This window comes from Streptomyces sp. NPDC087420, assembly GCF_044744165.1.
Classification (GTDB): domain Bacteria; phylum Actinomycetota; class Actinomycetes; order Streptomycetales; family Streptomycetaceae; genus Streptomyces.
Genome location: NZ_JBIUXU010000008.1, coordinates 347,164 through 371,318, shown reverse-complemented (window position 1 = coordinate 371,318; position 24,155 = coordinate 347,164). Strand labels below are relative to the sequence as shown.

Annotated in this window: 18 protein-coding genes; 3 read left to right on the top strand and 15 right to left on the bottom strand. The window is 72.4% G+C overall.

What is annotated here, in order from left to right:
- Position 1: 1 nt before the first annotated feature.
- The 7 genes from ACIO1C_RS19115 to ACIO1C_RS19085 form a co-directional block, all read right to left on the bottom strand.
- Positions 2-2,002 (bottom strand): ABC transporter permease subunit, encoded by a 2,001-nt coding sequence (locus tag ACIO1C_RS19115; RefSeq protein ID WP_401864856.1) that lies wholly within the window; start codon positions 2,000-2,002, stop codon positions 2-4.
- A complete protein-coding gene (locus ACIO1C_RS19110) occupies positions 2,002-3,207 on the bottom strand; it encodes a glycine betaine/L-proline ABC transporter ATP-binding protein (RefSeq protein ID WP_401864854.1) in 1,206 nt (401 codons plus the stop codon). Before ACIO1C_RS19110 ends, ACIO1C_RS19115 begins: the two co-directional genes overlap by 1 nt.
- Positions 3,204-4,763, bottom strand: coding sequence for a GMC family oxidoreductase (locus ACIO1C_RS19105; protein ID WP_401864852.1), 1,560 nt, complete (start codon positions 4,761-4,763; stop codon positions 3,204-3,206). Before ACIO1C_RS19105 ends, ACIO1C_RS19110 begins: the two co-directional genes overlap by 4 nt.
- Before the next feature lie 202 nt (positions 4,764-4,965).
- The gene (locus ACIO1C_RS19100; RefSeq protein WP_401864850.1) at positions 4,966-6,468 is read right to left on the bottom strand and encodes an aldehyde dehydrogenase family protein; all 1,503 of its coding nucleotides are present in this window, start codon (positions 6,466-6,468) and stop codon (positions 4,966-4,968) included.
- Between the two features lie 200 nt (positions 6,469-6,668).
- Positions 6,669-7,658, bottom strand: coding sequence for a malate dehydrogenase (locus ACIO1C_RS19095; protein WP_327234884.1), 990 nt, complete (start codon positions 7,656-7,658; stop codon positions 6,669-6,671).
- A gap of 405 nt (positions 7,659-8,063) precedes the next feature.
- Positions 8,064-8,858, bottom strand: a complete 795-nt coding sequence (locus ACIO1C_RS19090; RefSeq protein WP_401864847.1) for a DUF3017 domain-containing protein — start codon at positions 8,856-8,858, stop codon at positions 8,064-8,066.
- Positions 8,859-8,885: 27 nt separating this feature from the next.
- On the bottom strand, positions 8,886-9,746 hold the full coding sequence (locus tag ACIO1C_RS19085; RefSeq protein ID WP_401864845.1) for a bifunctional methylenetetrahydrofolate dehydrogenase/methenyltetrahydrofolate cyclohydrolase: 861 nt from the start codon (positions 9,744-9,746) through the stop codon (positions 8,886-8,888).
- A gap of 241 nt (positions 9,747-9,987) precedes the next feature.
- Between ACIO1C_RS19085 and ACIO1C_RS19080 the strand changes: the two genes are divergently transcribed.
- Positions 9,988-10,593, top strand: coding sequence for an RDD family protein (locus ACIO1C_RS19080; protein WP_401864842.1), 606 nt, complete (start codon positions 9,988-9,990; stop codon positions 10,591-10,593).
- Positions 10,594-10,721: 128 nt separating this feature from the next.
- Here the strand turns inward: ACIO1C_RS19080 and purH are convergent, their stop codons facing one another.
- Both purH and purN read right to left on the bottom strand, forming a co-directional pair.
- A complete protein-coding gene (gene purH / locus ACIO1C_RS19075) occupies positions 10,722-12,311 on the bottom strand; it encodes a bifunctional phosphoribosylaminoimidazolecarboxamide formyltransferase/IMP cyclohydrolase (RefSeq protein WP_401864839.1) in 1,590 nt (529 codons plus the stop codon).
- The gene (purN, locus tag ACIO1C_RS19070) at positions 12,308-12,967 is read right to left on the bottom strand and encodes a phosphoribosylglycinamide formyltransferase (protein WP_401864837.1); all 660 of its coding nucleotides are present in this window, start codon (positions 12,965-12,967) and stop codon (positions 12,308-12,310) included. Before purN ends, purH begins: the two co-directional genes overlap by 4 nt.
- 276 nt (positions 12,968-13,243) lie before the next feature.
- Here purN and ACIO1C_RS19065 point away from each other — a divergent pair, with 276 nt between their 5' ends.
- Entirely contained in the window at positions 13,244-14,233 is a 990-nt protein-coding gene (locus ACIO1C_RS19065) for a hypothetical protein (protein WP_401864834.1), read from the top strand.
- Here the strand turns inward: ACIO1C_RS19065 and ACIO1C_RS19060 are convergent.
- Positions 14,223-16,073, bottom strand: coding sequence for a DUF6350 family protein (locus tag ACIO1C_RS19060; protein WP_401864831.1), 1,851 nt, complete (start codon positions 16,071-16,073; stop codon positions 14,223-14,225). The two genes, ACIO1C_RS19065 and ACIO1C_RS19060, sit on opposite strands and share 11 nt — an antisense overlap.
- Before the next feature lie 75 nt (positions 16,074-16,148).
- Between ACIO1C_RS19060 and ACIO1C_RS19055 the strand changes: the two genes are divergently transcribed.
- Complete coding sequence (locus ACIO1C_RS19055; protein ID WP_401864829.1) at positions 16,149-17,021, top strand: RNA polymerase sigma factor; 873 nt, start codon at positions 16,149-16,151, stop codon at positions 17,019-17,021.
- Positions 17,022-17,123: 102 nt separating this feature from the next.
- On the opposite strand, the gene sucD is transcribed toward ACIO1C_RS19055, so the two are convergent.
- The 5 genes from sucD to ACIO1C_RS19030 all read right to left on the bottom strand — a co-directional run bounded on the left by sucD (position 17,124) and on the right by ACIO1C_RS19030 (position 24,155).
- A complete protein-coding gene (gene sucD / locus ACIO1C_RS19050) occupies positions 17,124-18,008 on the bottom strand; it encodes a succinate--CoA ligase subunit alpha (protein ID WP_327234892.1) in 885 nt (294 codons plus the stop codon).
- Between the two features lie 20 nt (positions 18,009-18,028).
- Complete coding sequence (gene sucC, locus ACIO1C_RS19045) at positions 18,029-19,207, bottom strand: ADP-forming succinate--CoA ligase subunit beta (protein WP_401864826.1); 1,179 nt, start codon at positions 19,205-19,207, stop codon at positions 18,029-18,031.
- A gap of 219 nt (positions 19,208-19,426) precedes the next feature.
- The gene (locus tag ACIO1C_RS19040) at positions 19,427-20,605 is read right to left on the bottom strand and encodes a VWA domain-containing protein (protein WP_401864824.1); all 1,179 of its coding nucleotides are present in this window, start codon (positions 20,603-20,605) and stop codon (positions 19,427-19,429) included.
- Positions 20,602-23,046: a DUF5682 family protein gene (locus ACIO1C_RS19035; protein WP_401864822.1), complete on the bottom strand. Its 2,445-nt coding sequence runs from the start codon at positions 23,044-23,046 to the stop codon at positions 20,602-20,604. Before ACIO1C_RS19035 ends, ACIO1C_RS19040 begins: the two co-directional genes overlap by 4 nt.
- On the bottom strand, positions 23,043-24,155 hold the full coding sequence (locus ACIO1C_RS19030) for an AAA family ATPase (RefSeq protein ID WP_401864819.1): 1,113 nt from the start codon (positions 24,153-24,155) through the stop codon (positions 23,043-23,045). The genes ACIO1C_RS19035 and ACIO1C_RS19030 overlap by 4 nt, the downstream gene beginning before the upstream one ends.

The window sequence follows — 24,155 nt, the reverse complement described above, 5'->3', positions numbered from 1 at the left end:
GTCAGGCCTCCTTCCTGGTGCGGGCCTGGCGTCGTTCGGTGGGCTGGGTCACCCGGTCGAGCATCAGACCGAGGCAGACGATGGCCGCTCCGGCCACCAGCCCGGTCGCGAGATCGCCCTGGGCGAGGCCGAACACGACGTCGTATCCGAGCGCCCCGCCACCGACCAGTCCGCCGATGATGACCACGGCGAGCACGAGCACCACGCCCTGGTTGAGGGCGAGCCGCAGCGCGGGTCCCGCCAAGGGCAGCTGGACCTTGCGCAGCTGCTGGGTGCCGGTCGCGCCGAGCGAGCGGGACGCTTCCATCGCCGCCGGGTCGACCTGCCGGAGTCCCTGTGTGGTGATCCGTACGACGGCCGGCAGCGCGTAGACGACCGCGGCGGCCACCGCCGGGGCCCGGCCGACGCCGAACAGGGCGACCACCGGGATGAGATAGACGAACTGCGGGAGGGTCTGGAAGACGTCGAGCAGCGGGCGCAGCACCGCTTCCACCCGGGTGCTGCGGGCGGCCGCGATCCCGGCGGCGAAGCCGATGACCAGCGTCACCGCGACGGCGGCCAGTACCTGGGACAGCGTGTCCAGGGACGGCTTCCACACGCCGAGGACACCGATCGCCGCGAGGGCGAGGACGGCGGTCAGGGCGGTCTGCCAGGTGCCGATGAGCAGGGCGAGCGCGGCGACGATCAGCAGGAGGGACCACCAGGGCAGGGCTTGGAGGCCGCCCCGTACCGGATCAAGGATCCAGGTGGTGAAATGCCCGGCCCAGTCGGCGGTGCCGCCGACGACGGGCACGCCGGAGTAGAGGTGGTCGGTCATCCAGCCGACGGCGGTGTTGACCGGATCCGCTATCGGTACGGTCCAGCCTTCGGGCCAGGTGAGCCGGTCGGCGAGCCGGCCCACGGCGACCACGGCCGCGGTGGCGAGCGCCACGGCGCCCCAGCGGAGCCACCCGCCACGCCGTGCTGCGGCGTCCTTGCCCGCGGCGGTCCCGGACCCGGCGGCGGCGGTCGTTCGGTCGAGCACCACGGCTAGCAGCACGATCGGCAGCCCGGCCGCGAGGGCCGCGCCGACGTCCACCGAGGCCAGCGCCTGGTACACCCGGTCGCCCAGGCCCCCGGCGCCGATCACGGACGCGATGACGGCCATCGAAAGGGCCATCATGATGGTCTGGTTGAGGCCGAGCAGCAGTTCCTTGCGGGCGAGCGGCAGCCGGGCGGTGAGGAGCCGTTGGCGGCCGGTCGCGCCGAGCGAGGCCACGGCCTCCATGACGCCGCCGTCGGCGTCGCGCAGTCCGAGGGCGGTGAGCCGTGCCATCGGCGGAGCCGCGTACACGACGGTGGCGAGCACCGCCGCCGGGACACCGATGCCGAAGATCAGCACGACGGGCAGCAGATAGGCGAAGGCGGGCAGCACCTGCATGGTGTCGAGCAGGGGCCGCAGGGCGCGGTAAAGCCGGTCGGAGAGCCCGGCGGCGAGGCCGAGCAGCGCGCCGAGCGCCACGGAGACGGTGACCGCGACCACCATCAGGGCGAGCGTCTGCATGGTCGGCACCCACATGCCGAGCAGTCCGCAGACGGCGAACGAGAGGGCCGCGGTGAGTGCGAGCCGTACCCCGGCGACCCGCCAGGCGATCAGCCCGGCCAGCGCCGTGACGCCCGCCCAGCCGATGCCGAGCAGCAGCAGGTACACCCCGCGCACGGACAGCACGACGCCGTTGCTGATGTAGCCGAAGAAGTAGAGGAAGAGCGGGTGGCTGTCCCGGTTGTCGATGATCCAGTCGCTGGCGCTGCCGAGCGGGCCCGTCAGGTCGACGGTGAGGGCGGCGGGCCAGGGGGTGCCCGGCCAGCGGGTGAGGGCGAGGGGGACGAGGACGGCGGCGAAGGCCGCGAGCAGCAGCGCCTTGCCGAGCCCGCGCCTGGTCAGGGCGGCGGAGAGCCCGCGGCCCGGTGCGGCGGAGGCGGAGCCCGATCCGGAGCCGGAGGACGCGGCGGCGGTGGCCATCACGCGACCGCCTGACCGGTTCCGTAGCCCGGGCCCGGGCCGGTCGCGGGGCCGGCGGCCGTCCCGGCCACCACCCCCAGCAGCCGCTCCCGGTCGACGATCCCGACCAGCCGCCCGTGCTCGACGACCCGCGCCGACGCCTCGCCGGTCCGGGCGACGGCCTCGATCGCCTCGGAGACGGTGGCCGTCGGGGCGAGCGCGGGACCCGATTCCGAGTCCCCCGTCCGCACACGCCGCATGGCCGCGCCGACGGTGATGACCTGCTCGCGCGGGACGTCACGGACGAAGTCGCGTACGTACGAGTCGGCGGGCCGGCCGACGATCTCCTCCGGGGTGCCCAGCTGCACGATGCGGCCGTCGCGCATCAGCGCGATACGGTCGCCGAGGCGCAGTGCCTCGGTGAGGTCGTGGGTGATGAAGACCATCGTGCGGCCCTCCTCGCGGTGCAGCCTGATGACCTCCTCCTGCATGTCGCGGCGGATCAGCGGGTCGAGCGCGCTGAACGGCTCGTCGAACAGCAGGACCTGGGGGTCCACGGCGAGCGCGCGGGCCAGTCCGACACGCTGCTGCTGACCGCCGGAGAGCTGTCCCGGCCTGCGGTCCTCCAGCCCTTCGAGACCTACCTTGCCGACGACCTCGGCGGCCTTCGCCCGCCGCTCGGTGCGGCCCATGCCCTGAATCTCCAGGCCGTAGGCGACGTTGTCGAGGACCGAGCGGTGCGGGAGCAGTCCGAAGTGCTGGAAGACCATGGCGGCGCGGTGCCTGCGCAACTCGCGCAGCCGGCCCTTGTCCATGGACAGGACGTCCTCTCCGTCGATGGCGACGGCGCCGGCCGTCGGCTCGATGAGCCGGGTCAGGCAGCGGACGAGGGTGGACTTCCCCGACCCGGACAGGCCCATGACCACAAAGACCTCGCCCTTGCGCACGTCGAAGGACACGTCCCGTACGGCGGCGGTGCAGCCGGTGCTCTCCCGCAGCTCGGCGGGGGTGAGCGCGCCTAGATCGGGGTCACCGGGCACACGGTGCGCCTTGGGGCCGAAGACCTTCCACAGGCCGCGAACGGCGAAGACGGGGGTGGCGGAATCGGCGGAGGTGGCGGAATCGGCGGAGGCGCGCGAGCCGGCTGGGGCGGTGAGGCCGGAGGGAGCCGTGAGCTCGGAAGGGGTGGCGGAGGCGGCCGGTCCGGTCGGGGTGCTCTGGCTCATCGGGTCGGGCTCCTTCGGTCGGTGGCTGCTCGGGGATCCGGCTCGGTCAGCAGTTCCGCGCACTTCTCGCCGACCATCAGGACCCCGATCATCGGGTTCACGGCGGGCATCGTCGGGAAGACGGACGCGTCGGCGACGCGGATGCCGTCGAGCCCGCGGATCCTCAGATCCGGGGTGACCACGGCGAGCTCGTCGGTCGCGGCCCCCATCCGGCAGGTGCCGGCGGGGTGGTAGACGGTGTGCGCGCAGGCCCGGGCGTACGCGCTCAGCTCGTCGTCCGAGGTGATGTCGGGGCCGGGACAGACCTCCCGTACGAGCCACTTCGCCAGCGGGTCGGCGGCCGCCACCTGGCGGGCGATCCTGATGCCGTCGACCAGAGTGCGGCCGTCGTAGTCGTCCTCGTCGGTGAAGTACCGGAAGTCCAGGGCGGGTTTCTCCGCCGGGTCGGCGCTCGTCAGGTAGAGCCGGCCGCGGCTGCGCGGCTTGGGGATGTTCGGGGTCATCGACACGCCGTGCTCGGGGCGTTCGTACCCGAGGCGCTCCGGGTGGTCGGTGAACGGGATCTGGTAGAAGTGGAACATCAGGTCGGGGCCCTGGCTCTCCGGGTCGCGCCGGACGAACAGGCCCGCGTCGGAGTCCATCGCCGAGTTCTCCGGGATCGGCCCGTCCGTCTCCCAGACGATCACCGACTCGGGATGGTCCAGCAGGTTCTCCCCGACGCCGGGCAGGTCGTGGACGACGGGGATGCCGAGCTTCTCCAGGTCGGCGCGCGGCCCGACGCCCGAGTGGAGCAGCAGCCGCGGGGTGTCCACCGCGCCCGCGCAGACGACCACTTCGCGCCGGGCCGCGACCCGTACCTCGTCGCCCTCCTTCGTCCAGGCGCGCACGGCCTGCGCCCGGGTGCCGTCGAAGTCCAGCGCGAACGCCCAGGTCTCCAGGAACAGATGGAGGTTGGGCCGGTCCAGGAAGGGGTGCAGGTACGCGACCGACGCCGACGAGCGCCGGTTGTCCTCCGGGTGGTACGCGAGGTCGAAGAAGCCCGTCCCCTCATAGAACGGCTGCCGGTTGAAGCCTTCGACGCGCGGGACGCCGAGGGCCTCCTGCGCGGCGGAGACGAAGTCGCGGGCGATCGCGTTACGGTCCCGCTCGTCGACGGGCACGATGTTGTTCCGCAGCCGCGCGAAGTACGGGTCCATCGCGTCGGCGTCCCACCCGGCAGCCCCCGCCGCCGCCCATTCGTCCCAGTCGGACGGCAGGGGCTTGAAGGCGATGAGGGTGTTGTGCGAGGAGCAGCCGCCGAGCACCCGGGCTCTGCTGTGCCGGATGTGCGAGTTGCCGCGTGGCTGGGCGGTGGTCGGGTAATCGTAGTCCAGCTCACCGCCCAGCAGGCCCATCCAGCGGCGCAGCGTGAGGACTTCGGGGCGGTCGACGTCGGAGGGGCCGCCCTCGATGACGGCGACGGTGACGTCCGGGTTCTCGGTGAGGCGGGAGGCGATCACCGATCCGGCGGTGCCGCCTCCGACGACGACGTAGTCGTACTCGGCCGTGGATCCCATGGCTGCTGTACTCCTCTGCTGCGGTGGCGTGGGGAGCCAACGCGGTGGGGGGCTTATGCGGTGGGGGTGCTGAGGTGGTGGGGGTGGTGGCGTGGTGGGGAGGCCTACATGAGGTAGACGCGTGGGAACGCCAAAACGGGAGATGCCAATTCGGACCGAAGCACGGAAATGGGGGATTCCGGGGTACGGACCGGGCCGCCCGTCAGCCGGCGAACCAGCGCACGGGCCGCGGCGCGAGGTTCTGGTAGATGTGCTTGGCCTCGCGGTACTCGGCCAGCCCGGCGGGCCCCAGCTCCCGCCCGATGCCGGACTTGCCGAAGCCGCCCCACTCCGCCTGCGGGAGGTAGGGGTGGAAGTCGTTGATCCACACGGTGCCGTGCCGCAGTCGCCCGGCGACCCGCCGCGCCCGGCCGGGATCGGCGCTCCAGACACCGCCGGCCAGGCCGTACTCGGTGTCGTTGGCGAGGGCCACGGCCTCGTCCTCCGTGCGGAAGGTCTCGACGGTCAGCACGGGCCCGAAGACCTCTTCCCGTACGACCCGCATCCCGCGATGACACTGGTCGAGGACCGTCGGCTCGTAGAAGTAGCCGTCGGCGGACCGGACGCCGGAGGGCTCGGGACGCTTGCCGCCGGAGCGCAGGACCGCGCCCTCCGCGAGCGCGGAGGCGACGTACTCCTCCGTCTTCGCCAACTGCTGGGCGGAGACGAGCGGTCCGCACTCCACGTCCTTCTCCGTGCCGCGCCCGAGCCGTACGCGCTGGGCGCGCCGGGCCAGTTCACCGACGAAGCGCTCGCGTATCGATTCCTCGACGATCAGTCGTGAGCCGGCCGAGCAGACCTGGCCGCTGTGGATGAAGGCGGCGTTCAGCGCCTGGTCGACGGCGGTGTCGAAACCTTCGTCCGTGGCGCAGGCGTCGGCGAAGACGACGTTCGGGTTCTTGCCGCCCAGCTCCAGGGCGACCTTCTTCACGCCGGGGGCCGCCGCCTGCATCACCTTCGTACCGCTGCTCAGGCCGCCGGTGAAGGAGACCAGGTCCACGTCGGGGTGTTCGGCGAGCCGGGCGCCGACGGTGGCGCCCGCACCGGTGACCAGGTTGGCGACCCCGGCGGGCAGGCCGGCCTCGGCGAGCAGGTCGATGAGGTCGACCGTCGTGAGCGGGGTGAGTTCGCTGGGCTTGACGACGAAGGTGTTGCCCGCGGCGAGGGCCGGTGCGATCTTCCAGCTGGCCTGGAGGAGCGGGTAGTTCCAGGGGGTGATCAGCGCGCAGACGCCGACGGGTTCGTGGACGACCACGCTGTGGACGGTGTCCGAGCCCGCGTCGACGACCCGGCCGCCGCTCTCGTTCATCACCAGGTCGGCGAAGTAGCGGAAGGTGTCGGCGACACACTCGACGTCGACGCGGCCCTCCTCCAGGGTCTTCCCGGAGTCCCGGCTCTCCAGCAGCGCGATGGTCTCGCGGTTGCGGATCAGCAGATCGGCGGTACGGCGCAGCAGCGCGGCCCGCTCGGCGACCGGGGTCCCGGGCCAGGGGCCCTCGTCGAACGCCGTACGCGCCGCGGCGACCGCCGCGTCCGCGTCCTCGGTCCCGCCCTCGGACACCACGGCGAGAACCGTCGCGTCGGCGGGGTCGAGGATGTCGCGTGTGGCACCGGAGACGGCTTCACGCCACTCCCCGCCCACATGAATGGTCTGTTGTGCCGACACGTCGCGTCTTGCCTTCCCTCACAGAACGTCCTCCACCAGCGAGAACTGGCGATCGGGGCGCCTGCCCCAAGGGGCCGGAAGCATGCGGTTTCGGTGTCCGAAAGTGCGCGGGGTCACGCCGGGGAAGACACAAGGCCCCGATCCGCCCGGGTATGTCGGCGGATCGGGGCCTCGATGTCGTGACGATCAGATCGGGCCGATCAGATCAGGCCGAGTTCACGGACGGCGTCGCGCTCCTCCTGGAGCTCCTTCACCGAGGCGTCGATCCGCGCCCGCGAGAAGTCGTTGATGTCCAGGCCCTGGACGATCTCGTACACGCCGTCCTTGGTGGTGACGGGGAAGGACGAGATGATGCCCTCCGGCACGCCGTAGGAGCCGTCCGACGGGATGCCCATGGAGGTCCAGTCGCCCTCGGCGGTGCCGTTGACCCAGGTGTACACGTGGTCGAGGGCGGCGTTGGCGGCGGACGCGGCCGAGGACGCGCCACGCGCCTCGATGATCGCGGCGCCGCGCTTGGCGACGGTCGGGATGAAAGTGTCGGCCAGCCACGCCTCGTCGTTGACGGTCTCCGCGGCGTTCTTGCCGGCGATCTCCGCGTGGAAGATGTCCGGGTACTGCGTGGCGGAGTGGTTGCCCCAGATGGTCAGGCGGCGGATGTCGGAGACGGCCGCGCCGGTCTTCCGCGCCAGCTGCGAGATCGCGCGGTTGTGGTCCAGGCGGGTCATCGCGGTGAAGCGCTCGGCCGGTACGTCCGGGGCGGCGGCCTGGGCGATCAGCGCGTTCGTGTTGGCCGGGTTGCCGACGACGAGGACCTTGATGTCGTCCGCAGCGTTGTCGTTGATGGCCTTGCCCTGCGGCTTGAAGATGCCACCGTTGGCGGAGAGCAGGTCACCGCGCTCCATGCCCTTGGTACGGGGGCGGGCGCCGACCAGCAGCGCGACGTTGGCGCCGGCGAAGGCGACGTTCGGGTCGTCCGTGATCTCGATGCCGCGCAGCAGCGGGAACGCGGAGTCGTCGAGCTCCATCGCCGTGCCCTCGGCGGCCTTGAGACCCTGCGGGATCTCCAGGAGACGCAGTTTGACCGGCACATCCGCGCCGAGCAGATGGCCGGAGGCGATGCGGAAGAGCAGCGCGTAGCCGATCTGGCCGGCCGCGCCGGTGACGGTGACATTCACGGGAGTGCGGGTCATGGCGATCTCCGTAAGACAGCTGGGTGGCGGGGGTCCCTGCCCCTGGTGCGGGACATCTCCCCGGCGCCGGTCGGGGTTCCGGACTCAACCCCGATGCGAATCTTGACGTGAAGAGATATCCAGCGGTCAGGCTATCGGACCCCGGCGCCCCTGGATCGCCGCCCCCTTTGTGGCACGGCTCACGACCTTGACGCGGTGCGCCTACGGACACCGCAAGGCGGAATCGTCACCTCCCTGCCACAGGCGGCAGGCAACCCTTGATCCCCTCCGACGCGTCCATGACGCTGATGTCTGCGGGGGAAACGCCCCCGGACACAGACGAACGGCGCTCGTCCTCCCTCGGGGGAGGGGACGAGCGCCGTTCTCGTACAACCGGCCGCTCCACACGCCTTACGCCCGCACGGCTTACGGCACGGTCGAGTGGACGATGTCCTCCAGGAACGGGATCTCCAGCCACGGCTTGGGCTGCGTCATCAGCGCGAGCATGATGATCACCAGACCCAGCAGGCCGTACGTGACCATGTCGGTGAAGCGCGAGCGCACGGCGAGCATGCCGACGGACGGCAGGACACGGCGCAGGACGGCGCCGCCGATCAGCGCGACGCCGATGAGGATCGTGCCGATCCGGAACGCCTCGTCGAAGGGGTGTGTGCCGACGACCAGGAGCCCGAGGCCGACGGTCCCGAGGACGCTGAGCAGCGGCCACTGCCGGGCGGGCGCGGGCGCGTCCGGGGGCGCGGCCCGGCCGCCGCCCTCGGGCCGGGCGGTGTCCGTCGTGACGGCGGGGAAGCGCCGCGACTCGGAGTCGTCGTCCGGACCGGGGTCGTTGGTGCCGTCGGACTCGCCGGGTACGGCAGCCGCGTCCGGGTCGGCGTCCGCACGCGCGTCCTCGCTCGCGCCCACACGCGGAGCGACGTCCGCGTCAACGTCGGCACCCTGATCCGCGCGCGCGTCCGCGTCCACGTCGGCGCCCCCGCCCGCGTCAACATCCGTGACCGCACCCGCGTCCAGGTCCACGCCCGCGTCAACAACGGCGTCCGGGGCCACCCCCGCGTCCGAGCCGGCCTTCGCCGCCGCCTCCTTCTCCGCCAGGCCCAGCACGGCGGCCTCCGCCGCCCCCGTGGCACCCGGCTCCACGGCGACGGCCTGCCGTACACCTTTCGGTTCCGGCGTGTCACTCGCGCTCGTACCAGCACCCATGGGTGCCCCTTTCCCGTTCGGACCCGGTCAGCCCGCGGCGACGGCGCGTTCGGCCGCCTCGACCACGTTGACCAGCAACTGGGCGCGGGTCATCGGGCCGACACCGCCGGGGTTCGGCGAGATCCAGCCGGCCACCTCGGCGACCCCGGGGTGCACGTCGCCGACGATCTTGCCGTGCTCGTCCCGGCTGACGCCGACGTCGAGGACGGCCGCGCCCGGCTTCACGTCCTCGGGCTTGATGATGTGCGGCACGCCCGCCGCCGCCACGATGATGTCCGCCTGCCTGAGGTGCGCCGACAGGTCACGGGTGCCGGTGTGGCACTGCGTCACCGTCGCGTTCTCGGACTTACGGGTCAGGAGCAGCGGAATCGAGCGCCCCACCGTGATGCCGCGTCCGACGACCACCACGTGCGCGCCCGCGATCTCGACGCCGTGGTGGCGCAGCAGCTGGATGATCCCGTACGGGGTGCACGGCAGCGGGCCGGTCTCGTTGAGCACCAGCCGGCCGAGGCTCATCGGGTGCAGCCCGTCCGCGTCCTTGGAAGGGTCCATCAGCTCCAGGATCCGGTTGGTGTCGATGCCCTTGGGCAGCGGCAGCTGCACGATGTACCCCGTGCACTCGGGGTTCGCGTTCAGCTCCGCGACGACGGCCTCGATCTCTTCCTGGGTCGCGGTGTCGGGGAGTTCACGCTGGATCGACGCGATGCCGACCTCCGCGCAGTCGCGGTGCTTGCCGTTCACGTACCACCGGCTGCCCGGATCGTCCCCGACCAGCAGCGTCCCCAGGCCGGGCAGGACGCCCCGCGCCGTGAGGGCCGCCACGCGGGCGGTCAGGTCGGACTTGATCGCGGCTGCGGTGGCCTTGCCATCGAGAATCTGGGCGGTCATGGCCCCATCCTCGCGGATGGACCCGTCCCTGTTCCAATTCGGGTCCCGGTCCGGCCGTCACGGATCCGCCCAGGTTGCACTTGCACAACGCATACGGATACCGACTGGACAAAAAGAGGACAGTCCTACCAGCATGATCGGCGCACCACAGCGGGCAGTGCGGGGGGCCGGACCGCTTATGAACCACCGTTTCCTCCGCGCGGACCCGCACCGTCCCGCATCCAACGGAGGAAGTCCCCAAATGAGCTTCGGCGACCCCCAGAACCCGTACGGGCAGCAGCCCGGTCAGCCTGGCCAGCCCGGTCAGCCCGGTCAGCCGCCCCAGCCGGGCTACGGCTACCCCCAGCAGGCCCCGCAGGGCGTGCCGCAGCAGGGGTACGGCTACCCCGCGCCCGGCGGCCCCGCGCCCTACTCCGCCCCGCAGGGTCCCGGATACGGCGGCACGCCGGAACTCGCCAGCTGGGGCGCGCGTGTCCTCGGCACCCTGGTCGACGGACTCGTCCTCCTCGTGCCGTACATCATCGTCTTCGCGGGTGCCGCCATCGGTGGCGGCTTCGGCACCTTCCTGCGCCTGCTCGGGATCTGCGCGGTCTTCGCGGTGGCCATCTGGCAGCTGATCCAGGAGGGCAAGACCGGCCAGACCATCGGCAAGAAGGCCCTGAACATCCGTCTGCTGCGCGAGGCCGACGGCCAGCCGCTCGGTATCGGCATGGCGTTCGTCCGCCGTCTCGCCCACTTCCTCGACGGCGTCATCTGCTACATCGGCTTCCTGTGGCCGCTGTGGGACTCGAAGAACCAGACGCTCGCGGACAAGGTCTGCTCGTCGCTGGTCATCAAGTCCAACTGATCGCATGGCGGGCGAACCAAGCGCCTTAGTGCCACATCACGCGACGACCGAAGGCCGCGCTCCCCTACCGGGAGCGCGGCCTTCGTCGTACGGAGAGTCACTCAGCGGAAAAGGTCAGTGGACGAACGTCAGTGGAAGAAGTGGCGCGTCCCCGTGAAGTACATCGTCGCGCCGGCCTTCCGCGCCGCCTCGACCACCTGCTCGTCACGGACCGACCCGCCCGGCTGCACCACGGCCCTGACCCCCGCCTCCAGGAGGATCTCCAGCCCGTCGGGGAAGGGGAAGAAGGCGTCGGACGCGGCGAACGCGCCGCGCGCCCGCTCCTCCCCCGCCCGCTCCACCGCGAGCTTCGCGGAGTCGACACGGTTGACCTGACCCATGCCGACCCCCACCGACGCCCCGCCCTTGGCGAGCAGGATCGCGTTGGACTTGACGGCGCGGCTCGCGCGCCACGCGAAGGCCAGCTCGGCCAGCTCCGCCGCCGACAGCGCCTCGCCGGTCGCCAGCGTCCAGTTCGCCGGGTCGTCGCCCGCCGCCTGGAAGCGGTCGGTGGCCTGGAGCAGCGCCCCGCCGTCGATCACCTTGACCTCGACCGGAGCCGTGGGCGCGTCGGCGCAGCGCAGCACGCGGATGTTCTTCTTGCGGGCCAGCACCTCGACCGCGCCGTCCTCGTAGTCCGGGGCGACGATCACCTCGGTGAAGATCTCGGCGACCTGCTCGGCCATCTCCACGGACACCGGGCGGTTGACGGCGATCACACCGCCGAACGCGGAAAGCGGGTCACACGCGTGTGCCTTGCGGTGCGCCTCGGCCACGTCGTCGCCGATCGCGATCCCGCACGGGTTGGCGTGCTTGATGATCGCGACACACGGCTCGGGGTGGTCGTACGCGGCACGGCGCGCGGCGTCCGTGTCCGTGTAGTTGTTGTACGACATCTCCTTGCCGTGCAGCTGCTCGGCCTCGGCCAGGCCGCCGCCCTCGGCGCCGGTGTAGAGCGCGGCGGGCTGGTGCGGATTCTCGCCGTAACGAAGCACGTTCTTACGGAGGTACGTGGCTCCGAGGAAGTCCGGCAGGCGGTCCGCGGCGGAACCGCTGTCGGCCTCCGCGTCCACGGCCGCGTAGTCGGCGGCGAACCAGGACGCCACGGCCACGTCGTACGCGGCCGTGTGCTGGAACGCCTCCGCCGCGAGCCGCTTACGGGTCGTCAGGTCGAACCCGCCGTCCTGTGCGGCCGCGAGGACGTCCCCGTACCGCTCCGGGCTGGTGACGACGGCCACGGACGGGTGGTTCTTGGCGGCGGCGCGCACCATCGAGGGGCCGCCGATGTCGATCTGCTCCACACACTCGTCGTCGGTCGCCCCCGAGGCGACCGTCTCCCGGAACGGGTACAGGTTGACGACAACCAGCTCGAACGGCTCGATGTCCAGCTCGGCGAGCTGCTCACGGTGCGCGTCGAGCCGCAGGTCGGCGAGGATGCCGGCGTGCACACGCGGGTGCAGTGTCTTGACGCGCCCGTCCAGGCACTCGGGGAAGCCCGTCAGCTCCTCGACCTTGGTGACCGGCACCCCGGCGGCGGCGATCTTCGCGGCGGTGGAACCGGTGGAGACCAGGGTGACCCCGGCCTCGTGCAGTCCACGGGCCAGCTCTTCCAGGCCCGTCTTGTCATAGACGCTGACCAGCGCGCGGCGGATCGGCCGCTTCGTACCTTCGGCGGTCACTGGATCGTTACCTTTCGTCCCTCAATGCGGTAGCCGTGCCGGGCCAGACGCCCCACGACATCGACGAGCAGGCGTCGCTCGACTTCCTTGATGCGCTCATGGAGCGCGACGCCGTCGTCCGAGTAGTCCTCGTCCCTGACCTCCACCGCGCCCTGCGCGATGATCGGGCCCTCGTCGACGCCTTCGTCGACGAAGTGGACGGTGCAGCCGGTCACCTTCACGCCGTGCGCGAGCGCGTCGCGTACGCCGTGGGCACCGGGAAAGCTGGGCAGCAGAGCAGGATGGGTGTTGACGAACCGGCCGCCGAAGCGCGCGAGGAACTCCTTCCCCACGATCTTCATGAAGCCGGCCGAGACCACCAGGTCCGGCTCGTACGCGGCGGTCGCCTCGGCGAGCGCCGCGTCCCACTTCTCGCGCGTCCCGTGGTCCCTCACGCGGCACACGAAGGTGGGCACCCCGGCGCGCTCCGCGCGTTCCAGTCCCACGATCGAGTCGCGGTCGGCGCCGACGGCCACGATCCGCGCCCCGAAACCCATGGGGTCGGCGGTGATGGCGTCGATCAGCGCCTGGAGGTTCGTACCCGAACCCGAGACCAGGACCACGAGCCGGGCCGGCCGGCCGGTGGGAGGCAGACCGGTGGGGGGCAGGGAGGCCACGGTGGGCGCCTTTCTGGAAGCGGGCACGGCCTCGCCGAGCGTGCGGGGCCGGTGTGGTCGGCGGCTTTGTGTGGTCGTACGAACGAGTCACGATCCCCGATACGGGGAACTCTACGAAGGAGCCGACCGTCAGCAACGATACCGGCACACCGAGCGGCCCCCACGGGACGGGGGCGTGGCCGGGAGGTAGCGTCTGGGGACAGGGTTCCGTCTCCGGGACGGCCCATACGACACAAGACCCCCGCGCGCTGGGTCTGAGGGGAAGACGTTCACCAGATGCAGGACCGACGCCGCCGCACGGCACTCCACCTCCCGCCGCCCACTGGGCCGGTGCTGCTGCCACGGGAACGCCAGTCCTCTTCCACAGGGGCCTCGGGGGCTCCGGGCGGTTCTCAGGGGTCGGGTGGGCCTTCCGACTCCGCCTCGGGATCGGGATCGGGATCGGACGGGTCTTCAGGATCTTCCGGGTCGACGGGTTCCTCCGGTTCCTCCGGTTCCTCCGGTTCCTCCGACGACAATCCTTTCGCGCCGCCGCCCGCCGACCGGCCCGACCAGCCGTGGCAGCCCCGCCTGCCCGAGAACGGCGGTTCGCCGGACGACGGGTCCGACTCCGACCGGGGCGACCGCGGCGGCTGGGGCAGCCAGTGGAGCAGCCGCCAGCCCGGCCGCTCCTCGGGCGGCTTCGGGAGCCGTCCCGGGAATCAGGGCAACGGGCAGAACGAGCAGAAAGGCCCCGGGAACGGACGCCAGGACGGCTCCGAGGGAGGCCGCGGCGGCCTGCGCTGGGACCCGACCGACCCCGTCCAGCGGCGCGCCCGCTACGCGCTGCTCTCCGGCATGTGGGCCTTCTTCTTCGCGCTCTTCGACCTCTCGGAGATCGCGCTGCTGCTCGGGGCGCTGGGCGTCTACTGGGGCATCAGTTCCCTGCGCAACAAGCCGCGGCCGCCGGCGACCGACGGCTCCGCCGCCTCGGGCCCCGGCGCCGCCTTCCGTACGGACACGACCCCGGCGCGTCCCGCTGCCTCGGCGCAGACCCCCGCGCCCGGCGCGGCGGCGAACCCGAACCGCCAGCAGAAGACGGCGGCGGTGAGCGGCCTGGTGACGGCCGGTCTGGCGCTGGCGATCGTGGCGGTGACGTTCTCCGTACAGCTCGCGTACCGCGACTACTACACGTGCGTCAACGACTCGCTGACGCAGGAGGCCCGGCTGTCCTGCAACAGCCACCTGCCGGATTCACTGCGCTCGATCTTCGGCGTCAAGGAGTGACGCTGGGCTGACCGGGATCCGGGCCCGGGTCTGGGCCTGGATCCGGCTGCGGCAGCGGCAGCGGCTCCAGATTCGCTTCCGGTGCCGGGCCGGCCTTCGCGTCCTGAACCGGGATCCGTTCGCGTCCCTCTTCCTCGGAGCCGTCCTCCTCCACAGAGGGCGGCTCCGAGGGCGTTACGGGCTCGGGTTCCGGGGGCGGTGGCAGCAGCGGTACGGCCGGGAAGTCGGCCATCAGGCCGCCCGACGCGTCCTTGATCGCGGCCCACCGCGCCTCCCGCGTCCCCCGGTCGTGCCAGGCGTCGGCCGGTAGGACGTCGTACGACTCCAGGTCAGGGACCGGCTCGGCGGGGGTCCCCGTCCCATCGGCCTTACCGTTCTCCTTCGCCTCGTCCTTCTCGGCCTGTTTCCCTTCGGCCGGCGCCACCACCGGTCTGGCCGTCCGGCGCCAAGGTGCCCACCACACCACGGCCCCACCCCCGGATTCCAAGCCCCCGGATTCCCCGCCGACGACCCCCGCGACCGGCGCGTCCGACACCTCCGCCTTCACCCGCCGCTCCCGCAGCCGCCACGCCCTGATCACCACCGCCACCGGCACCCCCACCCCCACCAGCCACCCCAGCGCCGCCAGCCCCGTCAGCCACCCCACGGGTCCGAACACGGCCAGGTCCGCGGTGCCCAGCGGCCCGCCCGCCGCCATCGCCAGAACCCCCGTCAACAGCGCGCCCAGCGCACCCCCGAGCGCGGCCGTCAGCGCCGTCGCGCGCAGGCTCCACGCCTCCTCCCGTACGGAGAAGGGCGGCGCCGCCACCCGTACCGTGAACCACGCCACCACCACCCCCGCCACCACCGGCACCCCCGCCGCCGCCCAGTGCAGCGGTGTCCCGTGCCCCTCCGGCACGGCGGCGAGCAGCGGGAACGACGGCAGCGCGGGGGTGCCCGTCATCCCCAGCGGGGTGACCGTGGCCGCCGTACCGAGCGCGAACCCGGGCCCCAGGCCGTAGGCGGCGGCCCACGCGGCGGCGTTCGGCACCAGCGCCAGCCCCAGCAGGAGGACGGCGAACCGCCCCGACCAGTCCCCCGCGAGCTGGCTGAACGACAGCTGCGCCGCACCCCCGTGCCACACCAGTGACGCCCCGACGAGCAGTGCCCCACCGCCCAGCAGCGCCAGGACCGCGGCGGCGGCGGCCCGCAGCGCGACGGCGGTCCTGCGGCGGGCGCGCGGTGCCCAGACGGTACGGACGAGGCGTTCCCGTACCCCTGCGGGCAGCCACAGGGGCAGGGGGCCGACCGGCCGGCCACTGCCCGACCACGCGCCGGCGGTCGAGGAGAGCACGGTCACCAGGGGCAGCAGGAGCGCGGCGCGCAGCGGATGCGCGGTGAGCGGTCCGCCCGACGCGTAGAACACGACGGCGCCGCCGACCAGCAGGTATCCGCCGGAGATGGTGGCCACGGCTCCGAGCGCGGTGAGCTGCGGCCTGCCCTCCTCCGGTTCGAGGGCGTCCTTCGCCGCGCGGTGGGTGAGCCACACCGGCAGGGCCACGAGCAGCAGAGGGACAACGCCGAGCGGGGCGGGAGCCCCTGACATGGTGTCGGGCCGCACCAGCTCGACGCCGTGCGCGAGCAGCCAGAGCGCGGCGGCGACGCGCAGGGCGCCGCGGGCGCCGCTGTCGGGGTACGGCGAGGTGATCCACATCGCCATGACCAGCACGGCGAGCGCCCCGAGGCCGAGGCCCGCGGCGATGGCTCCGCGGAGGAAGGACGCGGTCAGCGCGGCGGCCCGGCCCCGTTCCGCCGCCGAGGCCGAGGACAACGTCGTGCTGCGATCGGTCACTTGGGTCACGGCGCCATGCTGCCAACGACACGCGCTTTATCCGGGTAACAAGCTAATGACCGTGGTGTCGCTCAATATATGTTTATGTACTTTTTCACCCGTTCTCCAGAGGACCATGACGCAGGTACGGAGGCGGCGGGGGCCGCCCCCTTCACGCCCGCCCAGGCCTTCGACGCGCTGTACACCCACACCGCGCCCTCCCTCGTACGACAGACGTATCTGCTGACCGGACGGCGCGGCCTGTCCCAGGAGTCCGTCGAGCGCGCCTTCCATCAGGCGTGGGGGCGCTGGCCCGAGGTCGCGGTGGACCGGGATCCGGCGGGATGGGTACGGGCTGCCGCGTACGAGTACGCCCTGTCGCCCTGGCACCGGTTGCGCCGCGTCCACCGGCGCCCCGACCTGATCACCGGTCAGCGGGACGGACGGGACGGACGGGCGCTGCGCGAGGCGCTGCTGGAGCTGCCGCCCCAGTACCGCCGCGTCCTGATGCTGTACGACGGGCTGGGCCTGGACCTGCCGGAGACGGCGGCGGAGACGGAGGCGAGCACGCTGGGGACGGCACGGCGGCTGCTGCACGCACGCGAGGCGGTGGCCGACCGGCTGCCCGAGCTGGCGGACCCGGACGCGCTGCACCGGCGGCTGGGGGCGCTCACGCGGGCGGTGACCCCGCCGGCGATCCCTCCGGCGCGGGCGGTACGGAGGAGTGCGGAGCGCCGCGCCCGGTTGTGGACGCGGACGGCGATCGCCTTCACGGCGTTGATCGTGGGGGCGACCGGCTTCACGCTGGCCACCGCGCCGACCCGGTACTGGGAGCCGCTGGCGGCCCCGCAGCCGGTCGGCGGGGTGCCGGTCACGAATGGTCCCGAGGCGTGGAGCAAAGAGGACCTGGCCCTGCGGGACCGATTGCAGGACACACCGTTCGGCGGACCGCAACGGCTGGTACCGCTGGCCCTCTGAGGCGGGGCGCGCACGGGCGGACGCGCGCCCGCCCCGGTCGCCGGACGGGCTTTCCCGCCCGTCCGGCGACCTCGGGAGTGTCAGCCCCCGTAGCCCCCCGTATCAGCCCGCGAGGATCGCGCGGGCCAGCTGCGCGGTCTCGGTCGGCGTCTTGCCGACCTTCACGCCCGCGGCCTCCAGGGCTTCCTTCTTCGCCTGGGCCGTACCGGAGGAGCCGGAGACGATGGCGCCGGCATGGCCCATGGTCTTGCCCTCGGGCGCGGTGAAGCCCGCGACGTAGCCGACGACCGGCTTCGTGACGTTCTTCGCGATGAAGTCGGCCGCGCGCTCCTCGGCGTCGCCGCCGATCTCGCCGATCATGACGATCAGGTCGGTGTCGGGGTCGGCCTCGAACGCGGCGAGCGCGTCGATGTGCGTCGTACCGATGACCGGATCGCCACCGATGCCGACGGCGGACGAGAAGCCGAGGTCACGCAGCTCGTACATCATCTGGTAGGTCAGCGTGCCGGACTTGGACACAAGACCGATGCGGCCGGGCTTGGTGATGTCGCCCGGGATGATGCCGGCGTTGGACTGGCCGGGGGTGATCAGACCGGGGCAGTTCGGGCCGATGATCCGGGTCTTGTTGCCCTTCACGCCCGCGTACGCCCAGAACGCCGCGGAATCGTGCACCGCGATGCCCTCGGTGATCACGACGGCCAGCGGGATCTCGGCGTCGATCGCCTCGACCACGGCGGCCTTCGCGAAGGCCGGCGGGACGAAGACGACGGAGACGTCGGCGCCGGTCTTCTCGATGGCCTCGGCCACGGACCCGAACACGGGTACGTCGGTGCCGTCGAAGTCGACGGAGGTGCCGGCCTTACGGGGGTTGACGCCGCCGACGATGTTCGTGCCGTCGGCGAGCATGAGCCTCGTGTGCTTCATGCCCGTGGCGCCAGTCATCCCCTGGACGATGACCTTGCTGTCCTTGGTGAGGAAGATAGCCATGGTTGTGGTTTCCCTCGTCCTTACTTCGCTGCTGCGGCGAGCTCGGCGGCCTTGTCGGCCGCGCCGTCCATGGTGTCCACGCGCCGCACGAGCGGGTGGTTGGCGTCGGACAGGATCTTGCGACCCAGCTCCGCGTTGTTGCCGTCGAGGCGCACGACCAGCGGCTTCTCGACGTTCTCGCCCTTGGACTTCAGCAGCTCCAGGGCCTGCACGATGCCGTTGGCGACCTCGTCGCAGGCGGTGATGCCACCGAAGACGTTGACGAACACGGACTTGACGTCCGGGTCGCCGAGGATGATCTCCAGGCCGTTCGCCATCACCTCGGCGGACGCGCCGCCGCCGATGTCGAGGAAGTTGGCCGGCTTCACGCCGCCGTGGGCCTCACCGGCGTACGCGACGACGTCGAGGGTCGACATGACCAGACCCGCGCCGTTGCCGATGATGCCGACCTGGCCGTCGAGCTTGACGTAGTTGAGGTTCTTGGCCTTGGCCGCGGCCTCCAGCGGGTTCGCCGCGGCCTTGTCCTCCAGCGCCTCGTGGTCGGGCTGCCGGAAGTCGGCGTTCTCGTCGAGCGAGACCTTGCCGTCCAGCGCGATGATCTTGCCGTCGCCCGACTTGATCAGCGGGTTGACCTCGACCAGGAGCGCGTCCTCCTTGATGAAGACGGTCCACAGCTTCTGGAGGACGTCCGCGACCTGGTCCGCGATGTCGGCCGGGAACTTCGCGGCGGCGACGATCTCGGCGGCCTTCTCCGCGGTGCAGCCCTCGTAGGCGTCGACCGGGATCTTGGCGAGCGCGTCGGGGTTCTCCTCGGCGACGACCTCGATCTCGACACCGCCCTCGACGGAGGCCATGGCGAGGAAGGTGCGGTTGGTGCGGTCGAGCAGGAAGGAGACGTAGTACTCCTCCGCGATGTCCGCGGTCTCGGCCAGCATCACCTTGTGGACCGTGTGGCCCTTGATGTCCATGCCGAGGATCTGGCCCGCCTTCTCGACGGCCTCGTCCGGGTCCGCGGCGAGCTTCACGCCGCCCGCCTTACCGCGTCCACCGACCTTGACCTGCGCCTTGACGACAGCCTTGCCGCCGAGACGCTCGGTCACCCCGCGGGCCGCCTCAGGCGTCTCGATGACTTCACCGGCCAGCACCGGTACACCGTGCTTGGCGAAGAGGTCCCTCGCCTGATACTCGAACAGGTCCACGCGTGTCCGTCCCTTTGTGTTCTGAAATCCGCAGCCTGGTGATCGCGGGTTCGTTGTCGGCGTGGGCGTGCCGCGAAGGGCAACGTGACTGCGCTGTCACTGAGGGAGGCGTACACGCTGTCCGGTACGCGGCATGTCCGTCTCGCAGGTTATCCCCGTGGGCGGTAGGTCCCTAAATCGCGGATCGCACCTGAGCGGTGATACCTGTCACAGAGCCCCCTACGCCATGTCGGGGATGGGCAGCGGGCGCTTTTCCAGCGCCGCCGCCATCACGTCGGGGAACAGGTCGGGGGTGCAGGCGAAGGCGGGCGCGCCGAGCGCGGCGAGGGCCGCCGCGTGCTCCCGGTCGTAGGCGGGGGCGCCTTCGTCGGACAGCGCGAGCAGCGCGACGAACTCCACCCCCGACGCCTTCATCGCCGCCACCCGTTTGAGCATCTCGTCCCGTATCCCGCCCTCGTAGAGGTCGCTGATCAGGACGACCACGGTGTCGGCGGGGCGGGTGATCCGGGCCTGGCAGTAGGCGAGGGCGCGGTTGATGTCCGTGCCGCCGCCGAGCTGGGTGCCGAAGAGCACGTCGACCGGGTCGTCCAGTTGATCAGTGAGGTCCACGACGGCGGTGTCGAAGACGACGAGCCGGGTGTCGAGCGTGCGCATCGAGGCCAGGACCGCGCCGAACACCGACGCGTACACGACGGACGCGGCCATCGAGCCCGACTGGTCGATGCAGAGGACGACCTCCTTCTTCACCGCCTGTGAGGCGCGTCCGTACCCGATGAGGCGCTCGGGGACGATCGTGCCGTGCTCGGGCAGGTAGTTCTTGAGGTTGGCCCGGATCGTGCGGTCCCAGTCGATGTCCCGGTGGCGGGGCCGGTTGATCCGCGCGGACCGGTCGAGGGCGCCGGTCAGGGTGGCGCGGGTGCGGGTGGCGAGCCGCTTCTCGATGTCCTCGACCACTTTGCGGACGACCGCGCGTGCCGTTTCCTTCGTCGTCTCGGGCATCGCCTTGTTCAGCGACAGGAGCGTGCCGACGAGGTGGACGTCGGCCTCGACCGCCTCCAGCATCTCCGGCTCCAGGAGGAGCGCGGAGAGCCCGAGCCGGTCGATGGCGTCACGCTGCATGACCTGGACGACGGAGCTGGGGAAGTACGTACGGATGTCGCCCAGCCAGCGGGCCACGGACGGCGCGGACGCCCCGAGCCCCGCGGACCGGCTGCCGCCGGCGGCGCCCCCGGAGCCGCCGGCCCTGCGGGAGCCGTAGAGGGCGGAGAGCGCGCCGTCCATCGCCGCGTCCGTGCCGGCGAGGGTGCAGCCGGTGCCGTCCGCGCCGTCCCCGCCGAGCACCAGGCGCCAGCGGCGCAGCCGCTCGTCGATGGCGGATTCCGTACGGTCCGTGGTCATCGATTCCCTTCCGTCGTCGCGTGGTCCAGTTCCGGTACGTGCGCCTGGGTCCGTACGTGGCTCTCTTCGCGTACACGGGCCCGCTCGCGTACGTCGATCTGTCCGGCGCCCGGCCCCAGCAGGAGGCGCAGCACCGGGAGGACGGCGTCCGCGCGTGCCGCGTCGAGCGTGGCGGCGAAGCCGGGGGCGGCCGCCTCGTGCGGTGCGGCCGTCCCGGTCGCCGGGCCGGCGGCGGGGCCGCGCCGGACCAGCTCGCCCAGCGTGCGCCTGACGCCCGGTTCGTACGCGGAGAACGTGCGGCGCAGCAGCGGCAGCACGTCCGTGAACGCCTCGGCGGGGACGCCGGTCAGCCAGGTGTCGACCAGGCCCAGCAGGCGCGCGTCGTGGACCAGGAGCATGCCTCCGCCGGGCGCGCCGCCGACGAAGCCCTCGATCCAGGCCGCCGCGTCGGCCGGCGGGGTGCCGGGGGACAGCGCGAGTCCCATGAAGCGGGCCGCCTCGTCCTCGGGGAGCCGGCCGTCGTCCAGCAGCAGGCGGGCGGCCCGCCCCCGGATGACGCCGGGGATCGTGTCCCGCCCGGCGAGCTTGAGCAGGACGGCTCCCCAGCGCGCGGCCAGATCGCGGTCCCGGACGGCGGGGAGCAGGCCGATGGCCGTGTGGACACCGTCGAGGTGGGTCCGCATCTGGGCCGCGCCGTCCGCGTCGAGCCCGGCGCACGCGGGCGGCAGGCCGACGCAGACGCGCTCGGCGAGCCCCGCCGCGACCTCGCCGAGCGCGGCGGTGTCCGTGGACCGTACGTCCCCGTACCGCAGCGAGCGGGCCAGGGCGGGCAGTGCCTGGGCGAGGTGGCCGACGTCCGCGTCGAGGGCGGCGCGGTCGGCGAGGGCGCGCATCACGACGGGCAGCGCGTCCGGCAGTTCGGCCAGCAGGCACTCCTCGGCCAGCGCGGTGACCTCCGCGAGCGCGGTCGCCGACACCGCCCGGGACTCGGCCTTGGCGGTGGCGGCCGAGAGCACGGTCGTGCCCCAGACGCCGGCCTCCGCGACCTTCACGTACAGCTCGGGCTCCCAGCACAGCCGCCAGCTCTCCCGGAACGTGCCGGTGCTCCCCCGTCCCGCGCCGGGGACGCCCCAGCCGACACCGAGGAGCCGCAGCCGGTGCAGGAGCCTGCTCTTCGCCGCGTCGGTCTCCTTACGGAGGTCGAGGTCCACCTCGCGTTCGTGCGCCTCCGGTTTGAGGCGCAGCATGCGCTGGATCCTGGCGAGGTCGCGCTGGAGCGGCACGGCGGGCGCCGCGTCGGGCACCTCGCCCAGGACGTCCCCGACAACAAGCCGGTCCTGGACGAGCGCGAGCGGCACGTCGGACCCGTCGCACATCACGGCGCGGATCGCGTCCGTGGTCTCCGTGAGCCCGGCGAGGGGGCGGCCGCGCATCACGGCGAGGGTCTCCGCGAGCCGTACCGCCTCGATGACGTGGGCGGAGGACACCATCCGGTCCTCGTCGCGCAGCAGACCGGCGACCTTGGTCAGCCAGCGCTCCACGGGGCGATCCGGCGCGGCGAAGAGGTGCCCGTACCAGCCGGGCGAGTCGATCCCGGCGCCGTAGCCGCTGTGGCGGGCGAGCCTGCGGTGGGTCCAGGGCACCCACGTCATCTCCGCCCTGACCTTGGGCAGTCCCTTGAGCAGCGCGCGGTCCGCGGTGGCGGTGTACGGGCCGGTGAGGGCGGGGACGTGCCAGGCGCCGCAGACGACGGCGACCCGGTCGTCCCCGAACTCCTTGCGCGCGGCGCGCAGGTGGACGCGCATGTGGGCCTCGCGGACGAGGTCACGGCGCTCCCCTCCGGAGCCGTACTCCTCGCGCAGCGCGCCCATGGCCTCGGCGACCGCGCCGAACGGCGCGAACGGGTCACCCGTACGGCCCGGGCCCTGGTGCTCGACCACGTCCTCCCACCACCGCTCGGGGTCGTCGTACCCGGCGGCCTCGGCGAGCACGGCGAGCGGATCGATCCGGAGCCCGCCGCTGTCGCCGCTCCCCGTACCCCCTGCTTTTTCTTCTCCTTCTCCGCCGCCTCCCTCCGCTTCCCCGTCCGCGTGTCCGTCCCCGTCCTCGGAGGGGAGCGCGAGTGAGTGGGCAGCGGGCAGGTCGATGAAGCGGACCGGTACGTCATGGGCCAGCGCCCACCGGAGGGCGACCCATTCGGGCGAGAACTCCGCCATCGGCCAGAAGGCCGCGCGCCCGGGATCGTCCACGGCGTGCGCCAGGAGCGCGACCGGCGGTCGCATCGCCTCGTCGGCGGCGAGCGCCACCAACGCGTCCCCCTCGGGAGGCCCTTCGACGAGGACCACCCCCGGCGCCGCCGCGTCCAGCGCCCGCAGCACCGCCCGCGCGGACCCGGGCCCGTGGTGCCTGACCCCCAGCAGCAGCGGCCCCCGGGCCGTCATGCGCTCACCTCGCGGCACGCGCGGTAGAAGTCCTTCCAGCCGTCGCGCTCCCGGACCACCGTCTCGACGTACTCCTGCCAGATCACCCGGTCCGCCGCCGGGTCACGGACCACCGCGCCGAGGATGCCGGCCGCCACGTCGCCGGGGCGCAGGACGCCGTCGCCGAAGTGCGCCGCGAGCGCGAGGCCGTTGGTGACGACCGAGATCGCCTCCGCCGTGGAGAGCGTTCCGGACGGGGACTTGAGTTTGGTGCGCCCGTCGGCCGTGACGCCGTCGCGCAGTTCACGGAAGACCGTGACGACCCGGCGGATCTCGTCGATGCCCTCGGGTCCGGACGGCAGGTCGAGCGAGCGCCCCAGCTGGCCGACGCGCCGGGAGACGATGTCGACCTCGGCCTCCGGGGTGGCCGGCAGCGGCAGGACCACGGTGTTGAAGCGCCTGCGCAGGGCGCTCGACAGGTCGTTGACACCCCGGTCGCGGTCGTTGGCCGTCGCGATCAGGTTGAAGCCGCGGACCGCCTGCACCTCCTGCCCCAGCTCGGGGATCGGCAGTGTCTTCTCGGACAGGATCGTGATGAGCGAGTCCTGTACGTCGGCGGGGATACGGGTCAGTTCCTCGACGCGCGCGGTCATGCCCTCGGACATGGCCCGCATCACCGGGCTCGGGACGAGCGCGTCACGGCTCGGGCCGTGGGCGAGCAGCTGCGCGTAGTTCCACCCGTACCGGATGGCTTCCTCGGGCGTGCCCGCCGTGCCCTGCACGAGCAGGGTCGAGTCGCCGCTGACGGCCGCCGCGAGGTGCTCGGACACCCACGTCTTCGCGGTGCCCGGCACGCCGAGGAGCAGGAGCGCCCGGTCGGTGGCGAGCGTGGTGACCGCGACCTCCACGAGGCGCCGCGGGCCCACGTACTTGGGCGTGATCACCGTTCCGTCCGGGAGCGTGCCGCCGAGGAGATACAGGGCCACGGCCCAGGGCGACAGGTGCCAACGGGCGGGCCGCGGCCGGTCGTCGGCCGCGGCCAGCGCCCTGAGCTCGCCGGCGAACGCGTGCTCGGCGTGCGGTCGCAGGACCTCTCCGCCAGTGGTGTCCGTGGTCTCGGGCACGGTCAT

Coding starts and splice junctions, on each gene's coding strand:
- ACIO1C_RS19115 (WP_401864856.1), bottom strand. CDS start 2,002: ATGGCCACCGCCGCCGCGTCCTCCGGCTCCGGATCGGGCTCCGCCTCC.
- ACIO1C_RS19110 (WP_401864854.1), bottom strand. CDS start 3,207: ATGAGCCAGAGCACCCCGACCGGACCGGCCGCCTCCGCCACCCCTTCC.
- ACIO1C_RS19105 (WP_401864852.1), bottom strand. CDS start 4,763: ATGGGATCCACGGCCGAGTACGACTACGTCGTCGTCGGAGGCGGCACC.
- ACIO1C_RS19095 (WP_327234884.1), bottom strand. CDS start 7,658: ATGACCCGCACTCCCGTGAATGTCACCGTCACCGGCGCGGCCGGCCAG.
- ACIO1C_RS19090 (WP_401864847.1), bottom strand. CDS start 8,858: ATGGGTGCTGGTACGAGCGCGAGTGACACGCCGGAACCGAAAGGTGTA.
- ACIO1C_RS19085 (WP_401864845.1), bottom strand. CDS start 9,746: ATGACCGCCCAGATTCTCGATGGCAAGGCCACCGCAGCCGCGATCAAG.
- ACIO1C_RS19080 (WP_401864842.1), top strand. CDS start 9,988: ATGAGCTTCGGCGACCCCCAGAACCCGTACGGGCAGCAGCCCGGTCAG.
- ACIO1C_RS19065 (WP_401864834.1), top strand. CDS start 13,244: ATGCAGGACCGACGCCGCCGCACGGCACTCCACCTCCCGCCGCCCACT.
- ACIO1C_RS19055 (WP_401864829.1), top strand. CDS start 16,149: ATGTACTTTTTCACCCGTTCTCCAGAGGACCATGACGCAGGTACGGAG.
- sucD (WP_327234892.1), bottom strand. CDS start 18,008: ATGGCTATCTTCCTCACCAAGGACAGCAAGGTCATCGTCCAGGGGATG.
- ACIO1C_RS19040 (WP_401864824.1), bottom strand. CDS start 20,605: ATGACCACGGACCGTACGGAATCCGCCATCGACGAGCGGCTGCGCCGC.
- ACIO1C_RS19035 (WP_401864822.1), bottom strand. CDS start 23,046: ATGACGGCCCGGGGGCCGCTGCTGCTGGGGGTCAGGCACCACGGGCCC.
- ACIO1C_RS19030 (WP_401864819.1), bottom strand. CDS start 24,155: ATGACCGTGCCCGAGACCACGGACACCACTGGCGGAGAGGTCCTGCGA.